This is a genomic window from Acinetobacter sp. CIP A162 (genome assembly GCF_000367905.1).
GTDB lineage: Bacteria > Pseudomonadota > Gammaproteobacteria > Pseudomonadales > Moraxellaceae > Acinetobacter > Acinetobacter lwoffii.
The window spans coordinates 619,135-640,298 of sequence record NZ_KB849158.1 but is presented as its reverse complement, the minus strand read 5'-3'; the positions used below and the strand labels follow the sequence as shown (position 1 = coordinate 640,298).

At 41.3% G+C, this 21,164-nt stretch carries 14 protein-coding genes; 10 read left to right on the top strand and 4 right to left on the bottom strand.

Going from position 1 to position 21,164, the window contains the following annotated elements:
* Positions 1 to 210 precede the first annotated feature (210 nt).
* Positions 211 to 1,191: an MBL fold metallo-hydrolase gene (locus F995_RS05740; protein ID WP_004645860.1), complete on the bottom strand. Its 981-nt coding sequence runs from the start codon at positions 1,189 to 1,191 to the stop codon at positions 211 to 213.
* A 268-nt stretch (positions 1,192 to 1,459) separates the two neighbouring features.
* Here F995_RS05740 and F995_RS16620 point away from each other — a divergent pair, with 268 nt between their 5' ends.
* Both F995_RS16620 and F995_RS05735 read left to right on the top strand, forming a co-directional pair.
* On the top strand, positions 1,460 to 1,576 hold the full coding sequence (locus tag F995_RS16620; RefSeq protein WP_086044934.1) for a hypothetical protein: 117 nt from the start codon (positions 1,460 to 1,462) through the stop codon (positions 1,574 to 1,576).
* A 333-nt stretch (positions 1,577 to 1,909) separates the two neighbouring features.
* Positions 1,910 to 2,875, top strand: a complete 966-nt coding sequence (locus tag F995_RS05735) for a type 2 periplasmic-binding domain-containing protein (protein WP_004645859.1) — start codon at positions 1,910 to 1,912, stop codon at positions 2,873 to 2,875.
* A gap of 46 nt (positions 2,876 to 2,921) precedes the next feature.
* On the opposite strand, the gene metG is transcribed toward F995_RS05735, so the two are convergent.
* Positions 2,922 to 4,982, bottom strand: a complete 2,061-nt coding sequence (gene metG / locus F995_RS05730) for a methionine--tRNA ligase (RefSeq protein WP_004645856.1) — start codon at positions 4,980 to 4,982, stop codon at positions 2,922 to 2,924.
* 312 nt (positions 4,983 to 5,294) lie between these two features.
* On the opposite strand from metG, the gene F995_RS05725 reads away from it, so the two are divergent.
* From F995_RS05725 to F995_RS05690, 8 genes are all read left to right on the top strand, one after another.
* On the top strand, positions 5,295 to 6,092 hold the full coding sequence (locus tag F995_RS05725; protein WP_004645855.1) for a putative sodium/potassium/calcium exchanger: 798 nt from the start codon (positions 5,295 to 5,297) through the stop codon (positions 6,090 to 6,092).
* Positions 6,093 to 6,381: 289 nt separating this feature from the next.
* Positions 6,382 to 7,641, top strand: coding sequence for an iron-sulfur cluster carrier protein ApbC (gene apbC / locus F995_RS05720; RefSeq protein ID WP_004645854.1), 1,260 nt, complete (start codon positions 6,382 to 6,384; stop codon positions 7,639 to 7,641).
* Between the two features lie 257 nt (positions 7,642 to 7,898).
* On the top strand, positions 7,899 to 8,492 hold the full coding sequence (locus F995_RS05715; RefSeq protein ID WP_004645853.1) for a LysE family translocator: 594 nt from the start codon (positions 7,899 to 7,901) through the stop codon (positions 8,490 to 8,492).
* A 123-nt stretch (positions 8,493 to 8,615) separates the two neighbouring features.
* Positions 8,616 to 9,185, top strand: a complete 570-nt coding sequence (dcd, locus tag F995_RS05710) for a dCTP deaminase (RefSeq protein ID WP_004280726.1) — start codon at positions 8,616 to 8,618, stop codon at positions 9,183 to 9,185.
* 234 nt (positions 9,186 to 9,419) lie between these two features.
* Positions 9,420 to 11,699, top strand: a complete 2,280-nt coding sequence (locus tag F995_RS05705; RefSeq protein ID WP_004645851.1) for a hypothetical protein — start codon at positions 9,420 to 9,422, stop codon at positions 11,697 to 11,699.
* 12 nt (positions 11,700 to 11,711) lie between these two features.
* The gene (locus F995_RS05700; protein ID WP_004645849.1) at positions 11,712 to 12,434 is read left to right on the top strand and encodes a hypothetical protein; all 723 of its coding nucleotides are present in this window, start codon (positions 11,712 to 11,714) and stop codon (positions 12,432 to 12,434) included.
* 33 nt (positions 12,435 to 12,467) lie between these two features.
* Entirely contained in the window at positions 12,468 to 14,738 is a 2,271-nt protein-coding gene (locus F995_RS05695) for a DUF6160 family protein (protein ID WP_004645848.1), read from the top strand.
* A gap of 21 nt (positions 14,739 to 14,759) precedes the next feature.
* Positions 14,760 to 16,163 carry a hypothetical protein gene (locus tag F995_RS05690; protein ID WP_004645847.1) on the top strand — a complete coding sequence of 468 codons (1,404 nt, stop codon included), beginning with the start codon at positions 14,760 to 14,762 and terminating at the stop codon, positions 16,161 to 16,163.
* A gap of 54 nt (positions 16,164 to 16,217) precedes the next feature.
* Here the strand turns inward: F995_RS05690 and F995_RS05685 are convergent, their stop codons facing one another.
* Together F995_RS05685 and F995_RS05680 are read right to left on the bottom strand one after the other, a co-directional pair.
* Positions 16,218 to 17,936 carry a proline--tRNA ligase gene (locus F995_RS05685; protein WP_004645846.1) on the bottom strand — a complete coding sequence of 573 codons (1,719 nt, stop codon included), beginning with the start codon at positions 17,934 to 17,936 and terminating at the stop codon, positions 16,218 to 16,220.
* A 96-nt stretch (positions 17,937 to 18,032) separates the two neighbouring features.
* The gene (locus tag F995_RS05680; RefSeq protein WP_004645845.1) at positions 18,033 to 21,140 is read right to left on the bottom strand and encodes an efflux RND transporter permease subunit; all 3,108 of its coding nucleotides are present in this window, start codon (positions 21,138 to 21,140) and stop codon (positions 18,033 to 18,035) included.
* Between the last annotated feature and the right edge of the window lie 24 nt (positions 21,141 to 21,164).

Here is a 21,164-nt window from a genome sequence, read left to right as displayed (position 1 = left end):
TAAAAAAGCATGCTAAAGGTGCACGTAAAAAGTAAAAGATTTTTAAGAAAAAATTTAAAAATAAACGAAACTATTGCTTTTAAATTTCAAAGCGTCATTCAAGTTTTAAATTTACCAAGTCATAGGGAATCTGGCTGAAGGATATTTAAAATAAATGAAACCCTAAAAAATTAGGGTTTCATGCTTAGATAAAATTATTGAAGTATTCAATTAATCTTTAAAATGTACCGGAATCCATTGATAGCTTTTATTGTCTTTAGAATAAATATGTCCAATCCCCGGAAATGGCAAATGTGGTGCTGCTACCGTCTGACCATTTTTCGCATATTCAGCAAAATATTTTAAGCGGGTTTCGATCGCCTTTTTCGGATCGACATCAAAGTCAACGCCGGTCTGTGGGCGATCAAACTGCAGCGTATGTGAGTGCACAATATCTCCAATAAACACCATCTGCTGACCTTTAGATTTTAAGCTAAAACCAAAATGCCCCGGTGTATGTCCAGCCGAACTGATAACATCGAAAGCATGGATTTTATCGCCAGTTTTAAAGGTTTTGAGCTGATTCTTGGCCTGATAGGGTGCAATGGCTTTCTTGATTTTATCGACTGTGCCCAAAAAACCTGCCTGCTTGGCTTTTGGTAATTTTTCTACCGTTGTGGGATTCATCCAGAAATCCAGTTCAGCTTGAGACACATAAATGTTGGCATTGGGAAAATTGGCAACACTATTATTACTTATACCGCATACATGGTCTGGATGTAAATGCGTGAGCAGGATGGCATTGACCTGTTCAGGTTTATGCCCTGAAGCCTTTAAATTGGAATACACTGAACCTAGGTGTGGACCATTACAGCTTGAAGTCCCACTATCGACCAGAACCATTTCCTTGGCTGTATTGACCAGAAAGGCATTCACGGAGGTTTGGATGCCTTTAGCTTGATCGACGTAGTATTTTTTCAATATCTGGTCGGCTTGAGCTGCTGGAATATCTTTAAATAAGGCTTTGGACAGATAATTGGTGCCATCTAGCAGGGCAGTAATTTGGTAATCCCCGAAGTTATGTTGATAATAACCGGGAACCTGTTTTTGTTGTTGGGTGCTAGAAACGGATTGTGCATGTGTTTGAGAGATACCCGCCATTGAACCTAAAGCAAGCAATGACACGACGAGAGAAGAAGTGAAGTATTTCATAGCTATTCTTATGTAATTAAAGTCAATTCTATGTATTAGCACGGATGCCAGCGAAAAAGAATATGAATATATTTACCATTTTTTAAAATGGAAGTGCTGATTTGGCATCTGTACTAAAAAATCAGTCTGAATCTGTATATTGATTTTTTGAAAGTAAAGAATTTATTTTTAATGAAAATATTATTATAAATAAAATGCTTAGATACATTTCACTTTTTATGAAAAGCTCGTTAACATGGGGTATTACGAACAAGCTTTGGGTGTCGCGATGAGTTTTTGGAAAAGAAAAAACAATGCCAGCTTTGTATTTTTCATTATTACCTTATATTCACTACTTGGTTTTGGACTGGGCTATGTGATTTGGGAATTTGTGTTGCAAGGCTAAGTGACCCAGCAATAAAAAAAGCCTCTAGAAATAGAGGCTTTTTTATATTTGGATTTTATGAGGGGATTAGCCAGCGACTTGTTTTTAGGTGATGGTGGTGGGTTCAGCTGCTTAAGTTGTGATGGCTGTGGTGCTTAGAGCTAGGGCTAGGAAAAGTGGTTTTAAATTTTTCATAGGTTTCTTATAAGTTTTAAAAGGATAAATCTTTTTAGCATGCCTTTATGATTTTTTCACTATTAAAATATTTGGTGTTATCTTAACCAAATAATTCCACTAAATTAGATGCTTAGACTGAATTTAGTAATGCATAATGAGATAAGTAGGACAAGCAAAATGAGTATTTTAAAAAATGCAATTGATTCTATTCAATTAGGGATTGAAGACTATGAGTTGATTGCTAAGAATCCTAAGAGATTAACCTCTTGTACTAGAAACTTATTTTCTGGCATTTTACTTCTATTTAAATATCATCTGGCAGAGTTAAGTGATGAAGATAGTGATGAAGTCCTGATAAAGCAAAAAATTACCCCAAAATTTATAAATGGAGAAATTACTTTTGTAGGGGACGGGAAAAAAACAGTGGATGTACAAGGCATTCAGGATCGTTTTAAAAGTCTGGATATAATTGTTGATTGGAAACAACTAGATAAAATTCAGGCATATAGAAATAACATTGAACATTATTTTAGTAATGAAAACCCTAAAACTATTGAGTCTATTCTTGCTCATAGTTTTAATATTATTAACGCGTTTACCCGTAATTATTTAGAAAAAGAGCCATCTGATTTATTTGGAACAGAATATTGGAACAAACTATTGGATGTACGGGAAGTTTATACTGCTGAAAAACAAGATTGTGCAGTCCAGTTAGGGAGAAATATATATATGAGTGCTAAGCAAGAAGAGCTGCTTAATAACTCAGTTTGTTTGAATTGTGGATCTGATTTAATAAAACCAGTTGAGACCGGCGTAGATATTAAAGAGACAGATTACATTTGTTTATCCTGTCAAAATATTATGTCTTATACAACAGTTATCAATTCAGCTGTGTCTGAAGATCAAAATAGAAATTATGGATATCATCATTATAAAGATGGTGGAGAAGACCCTTATACAGTTTGCCCAGAGTGTTGCGAAGCTACTTATTCAATGGAAGAAGGTTTCTGTTTACACTGTGAAGAAAAAGCCCATCATGTATGTTCACGGTGTGAAACAGCTCTAAGCCCTGAGGAGGTTACATGGAGTGAAGGTTTATGTGGATACTGTCAGTATCAATGGGAAAAAATAATGGAAGAATAAAAAATTCCCTCTTTAAAGAGGGAATTTTTTATTTATGACTTAAATCTTAAGACACTTTATCACCCGGTTTAGCACCAGATTCAGGTGAAATCACCCAAACGCCGTCGCCATTACCCGCAGCTAGCACCATACCGTTAGAGATCCCAAAACGCATTTTACGTGGCGCAAGGTTCGCCACCATCACCACCAGTTTGCCTTTTAAGTCTTCAGGTTGGTAGAACTCACGAATACCACTGAGCACATTACGTGGCTCAGCCTCACCGACATTTAAAGTGAGTTGAAGCAGCTTGTCAGAACCTTCAACCGTTGCAGCTTCCAAAACTTCAGCCACACGCAGGTCAACTTTCATAAAATCATCAATATTAATGATTTCAGCTTCACCGACTTTAGGTTCAGCTTTCTTTTCAATCTTCTTCTCTTTTTTCTTTTCAGCTTTTGCTGGTTCAGCAGCAGGCGCAGCTAAAGAATCTTTAGATGCATCGACCATCGCAGCTACAGCTTTCGGGTCAACACGTTGCATTAAAGGTTGGAATAATGCAATTTCATGACCGACCAGAATCGTTTCACGAGAAGTGAAGTCGAAAGAAGCTAATTGCAAGAAATCTTGAACCTGCTGAGCCAAAGTTGGCAATACAGGCGCAAGATAAATCGCCAATTGACGGAACAGGTTGATACCCACAGAACATACATCATGAACCTGTTGTTCCTGACCTTCCTGTTTCGCAAGTGCCCAAGGCTTCTTCTCATCGATGTATTGGTTGGCTTTGTCTGCCAGCGCCATGATTTCACGAATTGCCGCAGAGAATTCGCGTGCTTCATAAGCCTGAGCAATTGAGCTACCGGCATCAATAAAGTTTTGTACCAATTCAGGTTCAGTACATGTAGTGCTTAATTTGTTGTCAAATTTGGTGTTAATGAATTTTGCACAACGGCTGGCAATATTCACGACTTTACCGACCAAATCTGAATTTACTTTCTGAACGAAATCATCAAGGTTCAGGTCAGAATCTTCAACTTTGTCAGAAAGTTTCGACGCGAAGTAATAGCGTAGATATTCAGGATTTAAATGCTCTAAATAGGTTTCCGCTTTAATAAATGTGCCGCGAGATTTTGACATCTTTTGGCCATTGATAGTCAAGAAACCATTCACGAATAAGCCTGATGGCGTGCGGTAGTTTGCACCTTCAAGCATTGCCGGCCAGAACAGGGCATGGAAATACACGATGTCTTTACCAATGAAGTGATACACCTCATTTTCAGAATCTTTTTTCCAGTAGTCATCAAAATTCAATTCAGGACGTTTGGTTTTGATGTAGTTTTCAAAGCTCGACATATAACCAATCGGCGCATCCACCCAAACATAGAAATATTTGTTTGGCGCATCTGGAATTTCAAAACCGAAGTATGGCGCATCACGTGAGATGTCCCAGTCGTTCAAGCCATTTTCAAACCATTCGTCCAGCTTGTTGGCAATCGATACCGGCAAGCGACCTTCATCACGAGTCCATTTTTGCAGGTATTCACCAAAATTTGGCAATTTAAAGAAGTAATGATCAGATGATTTTTCGACTGGAGTTGCGCCACTTAAAGTGGAATGCGGATTCAACAACTCTGTCGCATTATAAGTTGCACCGCAGACTTCACATGAGTCGCCGTACTGATCTTCCGCCTTACATTTAGGACAGGTGCCTTTAATGAAACGGTCTGACAGGAACATGCCTTTTTCAGGATCAAAAAGCTGGGTCACCGGACGAACTGCAATATTGCCCGCATCACGGTTTTTCACATAGATTTCTGACGCACGGGCACGGTTGGTATCGCTATGTGTAGAATCATAATGATCGAAATGCACACCGAAACCGTCAAAGTCACGAATGTGTTCTTTTTGCACATTGGCAATTTGCGCTTCAGGTGAAATGCCATTCGCTTCGGCACGTAGCATGATCGCGGTTCCGTGAGCATCATCCGCACAGACATAAGTCACATCATGACCCATCGCACGCATGGCACGTACCCAAATATCTGCTTGGATATAGCCAAGTAAGTGACCCATATGAATCGGGCCATTGGCGTAAGGAAGGGCATTGGTGACTAAAATTTTACGCACGGATTCACTCTCTCATTCGTATTCATTATGCAATGGGCCATAATTTTACATGATGCCGAGGGGATTACAAAGAAATGCTTTGCTGAAACCCTGCGAATAGATGGACTTGGACAGCCCGAATACAAAAGCCTGCATCATCTTTAGCATATAGCTTTTCAATACAGATTTGACTCAGCTCATGCTACATCCTGCAAACAATAGCAACAACATGTACAGGCTTTGTTGCAGTTTGCTTACTTCGCCCGATTCGCGTGATGCTTTGTGCTAAAAAATGGCTGATTGTTTATATGATATGCCTAAGGAGGGTACCTCATGACTCAGCAGAACCAAAACAATACGTCGAAGCAAAATCAAGATAAAGAACAACATGCACGCGAATTAAATGATCAGCTTGCTAAAGAGCAAAAGCAAAACGAGATAGATAAACAGCATAATCAGGAACATAAGAACGGTCAAAGTGCCCAGACCCATGCTGATCAGAAGTCTGATACCCAGCACAACGGCAAAGATGCAAATGCTGAGCAATCAGCGCAAAAAGACAGTTCTCAAGAGAATCAGTCCGATAAAAAAACTGAAAGCTTTAAGATGGATGATCTAAAAGCCAAGGCGATTGCGATCGGTGAGGAGCTATTGCAAAAAGGTGAAAAGCTTCTGAATGAGCTGAAACATGGTAAATCTGACGGCCAGCAACATGCTGAGCAAGGTTCGGATGATGTGAAAAAGGCCAAAGCAGATCATACATCTCAAGATAAATCATCTAACAAGTCAGATAAACAAAATGCTAAAGATGGTCAGACCGATCAGCAGGCAAGTATGGCAAATTTAAAAGATGAAGCCATGCATAAGTTTGAAGATACTAGACAGAAAATCACAGACTTATTCAGCGAAGCCTCGGTTAAGTTCGCTGATCTGAAACAGATGGCGACTGATACGATGAATAAAATGAAAGATAATCAATCGAAGGAAAGTGATTCGGATCAGCAGCAAGATGCCAAAGATACAGATTCAGAAAGCAAATCTCAGTCCAAAAAGGATGAATCGAAACAAGATCAGGATAAAAACACCAAGGATCAACAAGACAAATCTGAAAACAATAAAAATCATAAATAGTCTGTGATCATAGAGCCACTTTAATTACAGAGGGTTAAAGTGGCTTGATCACATAAGATCAATAAAAAAAATTTATTACATCAAAATAATCTGCCTTTCTTTACTCTCAATCATTCATTTTTCATTATTTCTATTCACCAAGATTTCATAAAATATTTCACAAAACCAAGTAAAATAGTTGGAAATTAAAGATATCTGTTTCATCTTCTCCAATACAGTGCTTAACCTTCGCCTAAAACCCCGTTAAACTAAGCGATTCAGATGTCGATCTACATTTTTGGAGTAACCTATGTCTTGGCTTTCTTCGCTTAAATCGGTTTTTTCGCCTTCCAAGGAGGTGAACGAAGAAGCTGTGCAAAACGTACTGCAAAACTATATCTTGCCAAATTCCAGCAATGCCTTGAAAGATCGTATTACGCAGGTCAATGTACAGGGTGAGATTCTGCAAATCACTTTGAATACCTATCCAGAAGAAAAAGCGCAGCTGCAACAGATTCATGATGAACTGGCGGAAGCTTTGCAAAAATGTGGTATTCAAGAACTGAATATGCATGTGATTCAGCAGAAAACTGGACATAAGAAAGAAGGGGGTTGCGGGCATAACCATGCTGAAGGTGAAAACTGTTCAAGCGAGCCTAAAGCGGAAGCAAAACCCAATCTTCCCCCTGTGGTTGATGCGTCGGCACAGCCTGCAAAAACAGAAGAAGCTGATCCAAATAATCCACCTATTCAAAAAGCTGCGCCGCAACAGCGTGATGTTCCAAAACACCCAAGGATTCAAAATGTGATTCTGGTGTCATCTGGTAAAGGTGGCGTAGGTAAATCGACCACGACTGTAAATCTGGCTTTGGCTCTACAGAAATTAGGCCTGCGCGTAGGCGTACTAGATGCCGATATTTACGGCCCAAGTATTCCGACTATGCTCGGCAATGCCGGCAAAACGCCAATGATCGAAGCAGAGCAGTTTGTCCCTATCGAAGCCTATGGGATGGCGGTATTATCAATTGGCCATTTAACTGGAGATCACAATACTCCAGTCGCCTGGCGTGGTCCAAAAGCCACGGGTGCATTAATGCAGTTATTCAATCAGACCCTATGGCCAGACCTTGATGTGCTGATGATTGATATGCCACCTGGCACAGGTGATATCCAGTTAACTCTCGCGCAGCGTATTCCGGTAACGGGCGCAGTAATTGTGACAACGCCACAAAACGTGGCCTTGCTGGATGCGACCAAAGGCATTGAATTGTTTAACCGCGTGCAGATTCCGATCATGGGCGTGATTGAAAACATGTCGACCCATATCTGCTCAAATTGTGGTTTTGAGGAACAGATTTTTGGTACAGGCGGTGGCGATAAACTGTCTGAGCAATATCAAGTCCCATTATTGGGTCGTTTACCTTTGGATGCTAAAATTCGTGAAAATGCCGATGCTGGAACGCCGTCAGTGATCGCGGGAGATGCTGCTGCAGAAAGCTATATGCTGATTGCAGAGAAAATTGCAGCGCAGTTACCTAAAGCAGAGAAAGACCATAGTCGAATTTTTTAATTCTATAGACAATTCAGATATTTAAGCCTTAGCTAAAAGCTAGGGCTTCTTATTTCTTATTTTTAAAATTAGCTCGATTTAAATGATCGAAATTGACTGAAATGACTATCGGGTGTTTATCCTGAAATCTTATATAAATATTTGAATTAATTAAAATAAATAAATTTTAATATAAGATTATATGTTCTCTTACAATTATTTTTTTGCAGCACTGACCGAATTCTTCTATGCTACGCGGATTAGAGCGAGGTCAAACTATGATTTCATGGTTTTTTATTGGTTTAGTGGCAACCATTCTTTTAACACCAGGCCCAACCAATACCTTATTGGCATCTTCAGGCATTCAGGTCGGATTTAAAAAAACATTTCGTTTAATTCCTGCCGAAGCCTTTGGTTATCTGATCGCCATTAGCTTATGGGGCATTCTGATCGGAAAAATTTCCGTTCATCTTCCACTGTTACCGACCATTCTCAAGCTTTTTAGTGCTGGCTATATTCTGTTCCTTGCTGTGAAATTATGGCGGACTGCAGACATAAGCGAAAATCTTGAAAATGTCTCGATTCGCGCACGAGAATTATTTTTGGCAACCTTGCTTAATCCTAAAGCACTTTTATTTGCCTCAGCTATTTTTCCTGTCATTGTCTGGAAAAGTAGTCAGCATTATATGACTCATATGCTTGTTTTCTTACTTCTGCTGATTCCGATTGCATTCTTCTGGACTTTTCTGGGTTCAATCCTGGCCAGAAAAAACAGTCGCTGGCTCAATCAGAAAAACCTGCAGAAAACGGCTTCGCTGGTATTAATGAGCTTTTCCATTCCTTTAAGCTATTCTGCACTTTTAAGTTTATAAGCTGATCTCGATCAGCAGTTTTTTGGTAACTTGAGCTCTAAGCCTTTCACTTATTTTCATTAGTGTCAATTTCAGTTAAAGTACGTCGTAATAACTTGTTTTTAAGATTTTTGGATTATATCAATGGCAATTAAGTCTGATCGTTGGATTCGCGAAATGAGCGAAAAACACGGCATGATTGAACCGTATGCAGAAAACCAGGTACGTTTGGATGAAAATGGTCAAAAGCTGATTTCGTATGGCGTATCCAGCTATGGTTATGACGTGCGTTGTGCACGTGAATTTAAAGTATTCACCAATGTGCATTCTGCAATTGTCGATCCGAAGAACTTTGATGAACGCAGCTTTATTGATATCGAGTCGGATGTCTGTATCATTCCGCCTAACTCGTTTGCTTTGGCGCGTACCATCGAATATTTCCGCATTCCACGTAATGTCTTGACCGTGTGCTTGGGCAAGTCTACTTATGCGCGTTGTGGCATCATTGTTAACGTGACTCCGCTTGAGCCAGAGTGGGAAGGACACGTCACTTTAGAGTTTTCAAATACGACCAATCTTCCTGCGCGTATTTATGCAGGTGAAGGTGTAGCGCAGATGCTGTTTTTTGAATCTGATGAAGTCTGTGAAACCTCATATAAAGATCGTGGTGGTAAATATCAAGGTCAGACAGGCGTTACTTTGCCGAAGACCTAATTGTTTTAAAATATTGAATGACGGGACTTTATGTCCCGTTTATTTTTTTGAGATTTTCATTCATCGGAAACTGCTATTTTTCGCCTAATTGGCTTTGGCATCTGTATCAAAAATCAGCATAATGGATTCCGCATAACCATAAAAAAGATGCGATGCATTATAAAAAATCAAAGATTGGCGGCTGGGAAGCTGAAGCATAAGGTGCGGAGCATCGAATAAAAAGGAAAGAGTGAGATGGCTCAGATAAAAGATATATTTAAATTTCGCAAAAGTTATTTGGCGATGACAATCGGTTTCAGCCTGTTGCCTTCTGCACATGCGATGCAGGAATTATCAGATTCTTCTCTTTCTAACACCACAGGTGAAGGTGTTGCGCTTGTTCTTGACGACTTCAAAATGGTGTTTCAAGGTCCTAAAGATCTTTCTGCTGGTTCCAGTTATGCCAGAGGCATTGAAAATCCCGGACAAGCAGATACAGGATTTATTCGTATTATTCCAACAGGGGAAAACTATGAGAAGTTAGGGGAGAATGTATATGATAAAATTTATAAAACATCTTATGATAATAATGTTCTTCAAGGAAAAATCGATAGCGGCTATAACATTTTATATACCTCTACCTACAATTCCACTTATGACACGAGTTATACGAGTTTATACAGCACCTATACCCAGCCTATTCCGGATAAACTGACTGCTGAAAGGACCAAATTAGAGTCTGAAATTCCTGATCGTTATTTTAATTCAGATGCAATTATTCAACGCTATTTTAATGAACGGCATAATTACTATCGAAATGGAACAAATAGAGGATTGTTTGACCCGGATGGTAGGGCTGTCAATGATGGTACGACTGTTTATACGACGAGACCAGTCAGTGAAGATCCCACAGGGCTTTTGAATTATGCTGAAAAAGCATTGGAACATGCCACTACAAATACCTATGAAATGATTCAGCTGTTATATGGTGGTCGTGCGAGTGAAGCGAATGCGAATTTAGCCAATTCTACTTTTTACAAAAGTTTGACTGGTTTCACGCGTAACAATGTTATTGGATCAGAAATTAATAGCTTAGTGCAGCGACTAAGTGATGCCTCATATGCGGCAGCAGATATTCGAGCTAAATTTCAAGCAGGGCAAATTGCAGAAGCAGAAGCGAAAAAACAGACAGAAGAACTGTATGCAGGCATTCTTAGTGATGCGAAAACTGACGCTTTGTTAGAAGCAAAAAATACCACAGTCGGTTCTTTAAGAACCAAAGCCGATGTATTTATTTATGGTCTGGCATTGTCAAAAAGCGATGGCTCTCTAAGCACGCGATACAGTAATCAGGGTTTTAGCTGGGGATCAGCCGAGAATCCCTGGTTGTTTCGTGCGGGAACTGAAAATGTTAAACAGTTCAAGGATGCTGCTAAAGATGTAGGCTATATTGCTTTGGAGGCTCCATTAAGCCCGATTGCAGGTGTGGAAAGTGATAATAATATCAAGTTGGGTTTCTGGAGTGATATTTTTGCGCGTGAGCTTAATTCTTCTAATGTGGTAGATCCTATAACAGGTGGGCCGACTTCGGGGCTTGATAAAGAACACCGTTTGAGAACCCAATTTGTTGCCAATGGTCTTAGCCTTAATGGCTCACAAATTCGGCTGTTTCAAACTTTAGAATCTGACAATAAGGATTATAATCAAACATTAGGTTTGGCAAGTATTATTCGCTTAAATACTGATGATAATCCTTCGGCAACTGGTTATTTTGATACTCGATTGTTATCAAGGCTTGATAAAGTAAAAAATAAAACTGATGCAGAAATTGCGGTATTACGAACCCTTACAGATAAGCAATTAGAAGCAGAAGGTTTTGATCGGGAGATGATCTCGGCTGAAAGTGTAACTTTAGCCAGAACATATGCTGGAAATACAGATTCAATCAATACTCGTAATAATGCTCTAAACAGGAAAGGTATTCGTTTAAGTACTGCAGCAAAAACAGATGGGCTTGATGGTGATGGCCCAACCCCAGCCTTGAATGGAAGTATTGCTCCAGTCTTTCATGATTTTGATGGTTTATATCTCTATAGTCCAAATATTAACTTGGTGCTCGGTAATATGTACCAGCCTTTCGTGGTGGGTTCAGAAGGCAATAACATTATTTTAGAAGTGACACGTATTCCCAATATTCCTTCTATTTATAATCAAATCTATCAAAATTACGGTGGTGGACTCGGAACAACCGATTTAAAGGGTTCTACCTGTAATGTCTATAGTTGTGGCACACCAATTAAAAATAATGTTTTAGATACTACTGCACTTTATCAAGGGCGTAATGCAACTCACAGTAGTATTGCCATAGGCACCACAGAACGGATTCCAGAGACAAATATGCTGCGAGCGAAGGATGGTGTTGATTCAACCGGCATCGTATTTAAAAGCATTGATGGCTCAAGTAAAAACTTTGGTTCGGCAGTCATTGATGGTGTGCTGATTCAACATTTAAAAATAAAAACTACAGGTCTATAAGGGAGTACGAACATGTCCAAATTATTGACTCTTTGTACACTGTTATGTACTTCGATGTTCAGCTATGCCGGATTAGAGATTCTGGATCAGCAAGCATTAACTGATACCGTAGGACAGGGTGGAGCAGATCTTAACTGGACTTTATCTTTAAACCATGTTTATGCGACAGATTTAAGTAAAGATAAAATTTCTCGGCTTGATGGAAATGGTAACCCACTAGAAGTATTTTATGTGCTCGATCCGGACACTTGTGGGGAAAGTAGACAGTTTTGCCGATTAGCAATTGCACCGAATAATCATATGGATGCCAATGGAAATAAAAAGTGGTTAGTGTTTAAAGGTATTCAGGGCACAATTCAGATTGATAAGTTCTCAATTGATGGAACAACCATTATTAATCATCGTAATGAGCCACAAACGGCCATGGACATCAGATTCTATGATGACCAACCTTTGAAGATCCGTAACTTAGGTTTTAATACAGTTTCTATCGAAACGGGCACAGGTGCTGGTGCATTAGAAGGTTATGCCAATACAGGTGCTTATAGTACCTATACCGGCCGTACCTATAATGCCGATGGAACTTATACAACCGCACCCCAAGATGTTCCTTCGTTTGATAAAGGTGCTGAGAAAGGATTTATGGGGTTGAATGTTCATGGCAATTTACATATGTCAGGCAATTTGAAAATATTTGGTTATAACTGTACAGGTGGGGCACAAAGTCGTTGTTAGTAACAACGTCAAGTACAGCATAAGGATATATAAATGAAAAAAACAACAATAAAGTTGAAATTGCTAACAGTATGCATGTGTCTTATCCAACAAGGTTATGCACTTGAAAGTATTGAAGAGCAGGAATTGAGTGAAGTCACTGGACAAGATGGTATGGTGATTACTCATGAAATTTCTAAAGCCAGTATTGCTCAAGTTAATTGGTATGATCCAAATCCAACGACTAATACAAAAATGGGTTTAGGTTTGCATGATGTTGAAATTAATGGAAAAGATAATAATCCAATCCTTAGTCAACTGGAAATAGATGTCGGTGCAACTTCGGAAGGGGCAGGACTGCGGCTTGCGGCAAGTGTTTCACCATTTCAAGCCACTGCAGATTTAAACTTGGTAAAAATTGCTTGTACGACCAATCCATGTAGTCAGTCTGCAAATAGTATTCGGACTGCGGGTACACAATCTAATCAAAGCTTAGGTGCATTAGGAATTAGTACCTCTACACCGCTGAGTGTTCTATTGCAAACCAGTGCAGGTTTATTTAATAAAGATTCAATTGCGAGTATCGACTTTCAACTGAAAAATGCCACGATTAGTCATCAATTAGGTGAAAATAGTCTGATTTTGAATGACTTTAATTTTAATTTTGCAGGATCGGGCTATCTGTATATTGACCCGAACGAAGGCATGGTTTTGACAACACGAGAGCAGTATGTAGATTTAAAGCGTGCTGTAGATCTGACTGATATCGCGGCTGGCCGGGTTAATCCGACCAATCCGGGGGTTAACATTGATTTACGGTATAATACGCCAAATAACGAACGTAAAAATATTATGCGATTAGGGGCTTCAGGTGCAGTCACTAATGCAAGACTCTCCATGAGTGCTGATCAAACCCAAATTGGTACTTTCGATGTTAGCAATAAAGTAAATGGTGTATTAGAGCGTCAGGACAAAAATGCAACAGGTTACAGTGGCCTGGTCGGAGAAGGCGGGTTGAATCTGGGCTTGTCTGCAGATTTCACAGGTGCTAATAGTACTGGACGTCCAGCAACTATGGCACCGACAACACTTGAGATTGGTCATACTGGTAAGGGAAGCCATGCGGTGCAATTTTCCAATCTCAGACCATTGACTACACGTAATGCTGACGGTTCCTTACATGGGAAAAATGCTTATATCGATTTTGGGAATATATATATAAATACTATTACTGCAAAAAGTCTTGATTTTATCATTAATGAAAATATGCGAAAGACTTTAGGTGGGAGTGAGGTGCTTAAACAGACGCTCAGCACTTCAGCGGCTGGGGATGACTTTGCACTTATTGCTATACGAGGCATGGACTTTCAGGCCATTGCTGCGAAGGCACGGTTTATTTCAGATAATTCGCTCAACGAGCTGGGTGGGGATGGGGGCTCATGGGGGATTGGTATTCCTATCTATAATTTAAATGCCAATGTTGCATTATCTGGGACGACCTATGGGCTAGACAATAAACAGGCCATTGCCTATAACATCATGGCATCGACTGAAGGTTACGGAATTGACAAAAAAACCGGTTTGCCAAGCACTACCTCAATAATATTGATTGATGGCAAGAATGGCGATCATGGTGAGGCAGTTAATTATTATGCCGGCTTTAGGAATATCGATGCTCTGATCAAGTCGGAAGGTATTATTGGCTATGAAGATGAAGGTATTTATATTCGTGCTGATAAACTACTGATTGGAGCCAAAGCTGAGCTTGCGATTGGTCAGTTACCAGGGTCTAAATATAACTGTACCAGTGCATCGGTCACTAAATGCGGGGCCTATGTGCCTCACGATAATTTTTCCAAACGTGACGATGTTTTAACCAATATCGCTTTTAAACTTGATGGAAATGGTGAACTGGTGATTATTCCTGGGGTAGATCCAACCGCCAGTTCTCCAGATACCAACTTCTTGTCACTTGAGGCAAACTTTAAATTTAGGCCACTCACATCAGAAGAAAATACAGATAAAGATAATTTAGGTAGCTATTTCAGTATTGCCAATGAAGATATTGATTCAACCGGGGTATTAAAAACTTCTTCGATTAACTTTAACCGGATGGAAGGTCATTTGGGCGTTAAAGGAAAAGTTCGTGTCAGTGCCGATACAGTGACTTTGGATAATCAAGTCAAACTCAATTACGAAAATAATATTGCGACACCATTTAAAACCAATTTTGCCATGGCGACCAATGGCAATATGCAAAATATGGCAAGTATTGCACTGACTGGTGGAACCATTCGTAGCACGATGGGAATCACACCACGTTAATAAGAATATAAGGACGTTAAAATGAAAAAAATATTTTTGAATAGTCTGGCTTTGGCAATGTGTGTGATTACACAGCAAAGTTTTGCAATGACAGCTTTAGATGATGACGCTTTATCTGCAGTTGATGCACAAGCATTATTAAATCTAGAAAATGCTTATGATTCATCTCAAGGGATTAACTTTCATAAGCTGAGCGTTGAGGCTTTGATGGAGTTGAACGTTAATATTAAAACTTTACAGCTCGGTTGTGGTGGAAGTAACGGTGGAACAGGCTGTGATATTGATATTTCCAACTTAGCATTAAGTGGATTGAATCCCAGCTTTGATGCTGAAGGGAATCCTGTCTTTTCCGGTGATCGGGCTAATACTAGTGCCAGTATAAATAATCCTTTTATTGAATTTGCGATTAAAAATGGCGGAAGTGCCTCTACCCGAGAAGTAGTGGGTTTTCGCTTAGGTGCAGATAAAATTGTCGGGCTTTTGACCATGGGAACTGATAACGTTGAGAATCCGAATGATGGTCTCAAAAGTTTTAGTGGCTATATGAAAATGGCGCAGACTACGGGCGAGTCTGTAACAAAGGCCGGAACTTTCGGTAATGCAAGTGATCAAAAAATTCAAGGGAATTTAAAGGCCTTGGGGCAAACACGTGAATTTATTAGTAAGCCTGGTGCTGAGGGCCATACTGGAATTACTGTGCCTTCCATGCGGGTGGACTTTACCATGCCTGAGACTATTGTAACCGGACAACGACTAAAGTCGGCAACTGTGACGAATATTCGTTCCAGTATTACCTCGATTCCTTTGGCAGCGCCTATATCTGGCGCAACTTTGCCAAACGATGTAATTGGTACACCAAATTTCTCAAATGATAAACTATACGTGGAGTTTGACCCATTAATTGACTTTCTTAATTTGGGAACTCATTCTTTCTTTCAAATGGGGGCCGGTTCAAGTCTGGATAATCTGAATATGGACATTACCTTTGTCCAGGCTTTGAACATGATTCATAATATTCCTTTAAATGGTACAGGCGGCTATTTATCTTTACAAAGTCAAAATGTACATTGGCAAGGAGCAGATGCAGCTGATATTGCCAAACCAGGTTGGTGGATGTCTTTTAAAGATCCGATCCAACTAGGGGTATTAAAAACCACAGATGAAGTGGATATTTCATTTGTATTACCTCAAGTTGCCACAGCTATTTCAGAATTCCTGTTACGTCCTGAAAATTTGATTAATGTAAATGTAGGTGAAGCTGTAGGTTCGCTTGCAAATGTGCCAGTCGTACGTAAATTAAATATTGATGTCGGTCAATTTACTAACTACAATGGTGGAACTCCCGCAACCTTAACCTTAATGGATAAGTTGCTACAAAACCAGAATGTGACTTCAAACTGCTTTGGTGGGCATAAGTTCTGCTAGTTTATAGCCATAAAAAATCCCGCATTACGCGGGATTTTTTATAAGAAAGCGGAATTATTTAGCAATCTTCTCCAATAATTCTTCTTTCGAAATATTTACTGATTCAGCATCGCGGCGGCCTTTATATTCAAAAGTACCTGCATCCAAGCCTTTTTCACCAATCACAATACGATGTGGAATACCTGTAAGCTCAAGATCAGAGAATTTCACGCCCGGACGTTCATTACGGTCATCGAGTAACACGTCAAAACCTGCAGCTTGCAATTCAGCATAGAGTGCTTCCGCAGCTTCCATAGTTCTTGGAGATTTGTGCGCATTCATCGGCACAATGGCAACTTCAAACGGTGCAATGGCAGTTGGCCAGATAATGCCTTTCTCATCAAAGTTCTGCTCGATTGCAGAAGCTACTACACGCGTTACACCAATACCATAACAACCCATTGTTACAGTGAATGGCTTGCCATCTTCACCCAAGACTTTACAACCTAAAGCTTCAGAGTATTTTTGACCCAACTGGAAGATATGCCCCACTTCGATACCACGTTTGATTTGAAGCGTACCTTTACCATCTGGAGATGGATCGCCTTCAACCACGTTACGTAGGTCATAAACTTCAGTGAACTGCGCATCACGTTCCCAGTTTACACCTGTTGCGTGTTGATCTGCTGCATTTGCACCCGCAACAAAATCAGACAATACCGATGCTGCACGATCAACAATGACGGTGACACCTTTTTCGACCAGACCTTGAGGGCCGACAAAGCCAGCAGTTAAGCCAAGTGCTTGAAGTTGTTCTTCAGTAGCAAATGTCAAAGGTGCAGCAATTAAAGGATGTTTTTCAGCTTTAATTTCATTCAGTTCGTGATCACCACGAAGGAATAAAGCAACCACAGGTGCACCTTGACCTTCTTCCGCTACAACACCTTGAACCAATAAGGCTTTTACTGAATGAGCAGGGTTCGTACCCAAGAATGCTGATACATCTGCAATGGTTTTTTGATTTGGTGTATCTACCAGTTTGAGTTCTTGTGTAGGTGCCGCACGTTCACCGACAAGTACTGCTTCTGCCATTTCAATATTGGCTGCATAGTCAGATTCAGTCGAGAAGGCGATATCATCTTCACCGCTTGAAGCCAGTACGTGGAATTCGTGAGAACCTGAACCACCGATTGAACCGGTATCTGCTTGTACTGGACGGAAATCTAAACCAAGACGGGTGAAGATTTTGCAGTAGGCTGCATACATGTCGTCGTAGGTTTGTTGCAGTGATTCCTGGTTGGCATGGAAAGAGTAGGCATCTTTCATAATGAATTCACGTGAACGCATTACGCCAAAACGTGGCCGAATTTCGTCACGGAATTTGGTTTGTACTTGGTAAAAGTTTGCAGGCAATTGCTTGTAGCTTTTTAATTCGTTACGTGCAAGGTCAGTGATCACTTCTTCATGCGTCGGACCGAGAACAAATGGGTTGCCATGGCGGTCGTTGAAGCGTAAAAGCTCAGGACCGTATTGTACATAACGACCTGATTCTTCCCATAAAGATGCAGGTTGAGTCACCGGCATATAGACTTGAAGTGAACCGACCTTGTCCATTTCTTCGCGAACGATCGCTTCAACTTTATTTAATACGCGAACGCCCATCGGCAACCAGGTGTATAGACCTGAAGCCAACTTACGAATCATACCGGCACGAAGCATGAGCTGATGTGAAATAACCTCAGCATCGTTCGGGGTTTCTCTTAACGTTGCAAATAAAAAGCGACTCGCGCGCATGGAAACTGTCCTAAAAAATTAAGCGTTAAAGCAGGGATTATACAATAAAAAATGAGGTGAGCTTTTGGGAATGTCACCTCATTGTGTTGCATTAAATTATGCCATGATTTTACGTGCCTGACGCAGCATAAAATTCTTAAAGTCATCCAGGTAAGTAAAGATCACCGGCACCACCACCAGGGTCAGCAAGGTAGAGGTAATTACCCCACCAATCACCGCATGCGCCATCGGTGCACTTTGTTCACCACCTTCACCTAGCCCTAGGGAAAGTGGCACCATGCCCATGACCATCGCGCTGGTAGTCATCAGAATAGGACGCAAACGGGTTTTACCAGCGGCAATAATCGCATCATAACGGTCTTCGCCGCGGTCCATGGCTTTCTTGATGAAGTCGATCAGTAGAATCGCATTCTTGGTCACCAGTCCCATCAGCATGATAATGCCGATAATCGAGAACAGGTTCATGGTTGAGTTAAACAGGAACAAGGCCAGAAATACGCCAATCAGCGACAATGGTAGTGAGGCCATAATTGCCGCAGGATGGATAAAACTGTTGAACTGCGAACCGAGCACAATATAGATAAAGACAATCGACAGGGTAATCGCAGTCAGGGCATAACCTGCGGATTCTGCCATGTCGGCATTGGAGCCTTGAGTATCGAAACTATAACCCGGTGGCATATCAAAATTTTCTTGCAAGCGGCTGATATCCGTACCAATGTCGCCTGCAGGACGTCCTGAGGTATTGGCCTCGACTAGCACTTCACGTGCCAGATCACGTCGATTAATCTGCGAGGCACCGAGTTTTTCTTCAAATTTGGCCACGCTCGAAAGCGGAACCAGAATTGGTTGATTATTGGCATCGGTTTTATTTGAGGTGATATACATATTCTGTAAATCGCTAGGCAAGCTGCGCTGGTCTTCGGTCAGGCGCAGATTCACATCATAGGTTTCACCTTTTTCATCCTGCCAGGTGGTGACATCATCACCGGCAATCAGCGGACGCACCACATTGGCAATCTGATTGACCGATAAACCTAAATCACTGGCCAAGACGCGATTAATCTGTACATCGAGGGTCGGCTTGGGTTCTTTTAATGAAGTTTCCAGATCGACAATGCCATTAATCTTCGCCATTTCCGTCATAAAACGATCGGAAATTTTTTGCAGTTCATCCAGATCCGGGCCTTTGATCGAGATCATGATCGGCTTCTGACCGCCTGACACGGTTTCATCAGCGGATGCCACCGAAGTAATGCTGATTCCGGCCACCGATTGCAGACGCTGGCGGAATTCATTATTCAGGTCATTCAGGGTCTTTTCACGTTCGGTACGCGGCGTCACGGTCACCCGTAAACTGACATGGTTTTTACCGCGGTCGGTTGCGCCATTAATTACCCCATAGGTGGCTTTGACATCCGGATGCTGACGAATAATCTGATCCACCTGCTGCAGTTTGGCTTGTGAATATTCAAGCGATGAATCGACCGGTGTTTCAAACTTGATCCGGATTTCGCCTTTATCGGGAACTGGTACAAATTCGGTGCCGATCAATTTGGATAAACCCAGAGCACCAAATAAAGAAGCGACAGCAATTAATAAAGTAATCAATCTGAAGCGCAATGCCAGTTTTAATAATTTTTCATAGACATGGCTTAGATTGTCCAGCTTGCCGGAGATCCAGCTAAAGAAACGTTTCACCCGACCTGGTTTTTTATTCGGATCTTTTTTCTTTTCTGCCCAATGTGCAGAGAGCATTGGATCCAGGGTAAAGCTGACAAACATCGAGATCAGAACGGCCATACTCACCGTGACCCCGAACTGGTAGAAGAAACGGCCAATAATTCCGCCCATAAAGGCCACAGGCAGGAAGACGGCAACAATGGTCAGTGTCGTGGCCAGCACGGCTAAGCCAATTTCTTTGGTGCCATCGAGCGCGGCAGTCACATGGTCTTTGCCCATATCGGCATGCCGGACAATGTTTTCACGTACCACAATTGCATCATCGATCAACAGGCCAATACTCAAGGACAGCGCCAGCAAAGTCATCATATTGATGCTAAAACCAAAGGCCCAGATAAAGGTCAGCGTGCCCAAGAGTGCAATGGGCAGAGTCAAACCGGTAATCACAGTTGAACGGAAAGAACCCAGAAAAAGTAGGACTATCAGCACGGCCAGTACCGCACCTTCAATAATGGTGCGGGCTACATCGCCAATGGTGCCGCGGATACTTTTGGAGGAATCTACCACTACTTGTAAAGTAGTGCCTTGTGGAAGCTGCGCCTCAATACTTTCTAAAGTTGCGTAGCTCTTGTCTACTACTTCGATGACGTTTGCGTCTGAACTGCGCAGAATATCAATTGCGACTGCGGTTTTGCCATTTAGAAAAGCAGCGGATTCCAGCTCTGCCTGACTGTCTTGAATATTGGCCACTTGTCTCAGGAAAATCGGTACGCCGTTTTTATTGGCAATGACCAGATCGCCGAAGGCGAGGGGATGCAAGACTTTGGAATTGATTTCAATGACCAGTTCCGAATTACCCGATTTAAGTGTCCCCCCCGGGACTTCGATATTCTCGGCCTTTAAGGTATTGATGACACTGTCCACACCGATGCCAAAGGCTTGCAGTTTTTGCGGTTCCACCTGAATCCGAATCTGGCGCTGCGCATCACCAAGCAGATTGACCGTTCCCACCCCAGGGACTGTGCGCAGTTGTGGCACAATCCGCTGATCCAGATAAGAACTGAGCGCTTTTACATCCATATTGTCGGATTCAAATACGATCGACATCACCGCATTCGCCGTCGGGTCATAACGTTCGACAATCGGCTCCTGAATCTCATCACGAAATTCAGCAGTTACAGAAGCGATTTTATCCCGCACGTCCTGAGCTGCTGTGGTAGATGTCACATCCAGATTAAATTCAGTGGTGATGATGGACAGGCCTTCACTGGACTGGGAAATGACCTGTTTTAAACCGGAAATGGTATTGATCTGATCTTCAAGTTTTTTGGTAATTTCCGATTCAACCGTTTCCGGAGAAGCACCCGGATAGTTGGTATAAATCACCACAAAAGGGAAATCGACATCAGGGAATTCTTCAACGCCCATCCGCTGCCATGAAGCCAGCCCCAGCACCATCAAACAGAACATCATCATGATGGTGAAAACCGGATACTTCACACTAATTCGGGTAAACCACATGTCAATGATCCTGTATGAATGGTT

Excerpts from the sequence above, each read along its gene's own strand:
- F995_RS05740 (WP_004645860.1), bottom strand. The coding sequence starts at position 1,191 with ATGAAATACTTCACTTCTTCTCTCGTCGTGTCATTGCTTGCTTTAGGT.
- dcd (WP_004280726.1), top strand. The coding sequence starts at position 8,616 with ATGGCAATTAAGTCTGATCGTTGGATTCGCGAAATGAGCGAAAAACAC.
- apbC (WP_004645854.1), top strand. The coding sequence starts at position 6,382 with ATGTCTTGGCTTTCTTCGCTTAAATCGGTTTTTTCGCCTTCCAAGGAG.
- F995_RS16620 (WP_086044934.1), top strand. The coding sequence starts at position 1,460 with ATGAGTTTTTGGAAAAGAAAAAACAATGCCAGCTTTGTATTTTTCATT.
- F995_RS05725 (WP_004645855.1), top strand. The coding sequence starts at position 5,295 with ATGACTCAGCAGAACCAAAACAATACGTCGAAGCAAAATCAAGATAAA.
- F995_RS05695 (WP_004645848.1), top strand. The coding sequence starts at position 12,468 with ATGAAAAAAACAACAATAAAGTTGAAATTGCTAACAGTATGCATGTGT.
- F995_RS05715 (WP_004645853.1), top strand. The coding sequence starts at position 7,899 with ATGATTTCATGGTTTTTTATTGGTTTAGTGGCAACCATTCTTTTAACA.
- F995_RS05700 (WP_004645849.1), top strand. The coding sequence starts at position 11,712 with ATGTCCAAATTATTGACTCTTTGTACACTGTTATGTACTTCGATGTTC.
- F995_RS05680 (WP_004645845.1), bottom strand. The coding sequence starts at position 21,140 with ATGTGGTTTACCCGAATTAGTGTGAAGTATCCGGTTTTCACCATCATG.
- F995_RS05735 (WP_004645859.1), top strand. The coding sequence starts at position 1,910 with ATGAGTATTTTAAAAAATGCAATTGATTCTATTCAATTAGGGATTGAA.
- F995_RS05705 (WP_004645851.1), top strand. The coding sequence starts at position 9,420 with ATGGCTCAGATAAAAGATATATTTAAATTTCGCAAAAGTTATTTGGCG.
- F995_RS05685 (WP_004645846.1), bottom strand. The coding sequence starts at position 17,936 with ATGCGCGCGAGTCGCTTTTTATTTGCAACGTTAAGAGAAACCCCGAAC.
- F995_RS05690 (WP_004645847.1), top strand. The coding sequence starts at position 14,760 with ATGAAAAAAATATTTTTGAATAGTCTGGCTTTGGCAATGTGTGTGATT.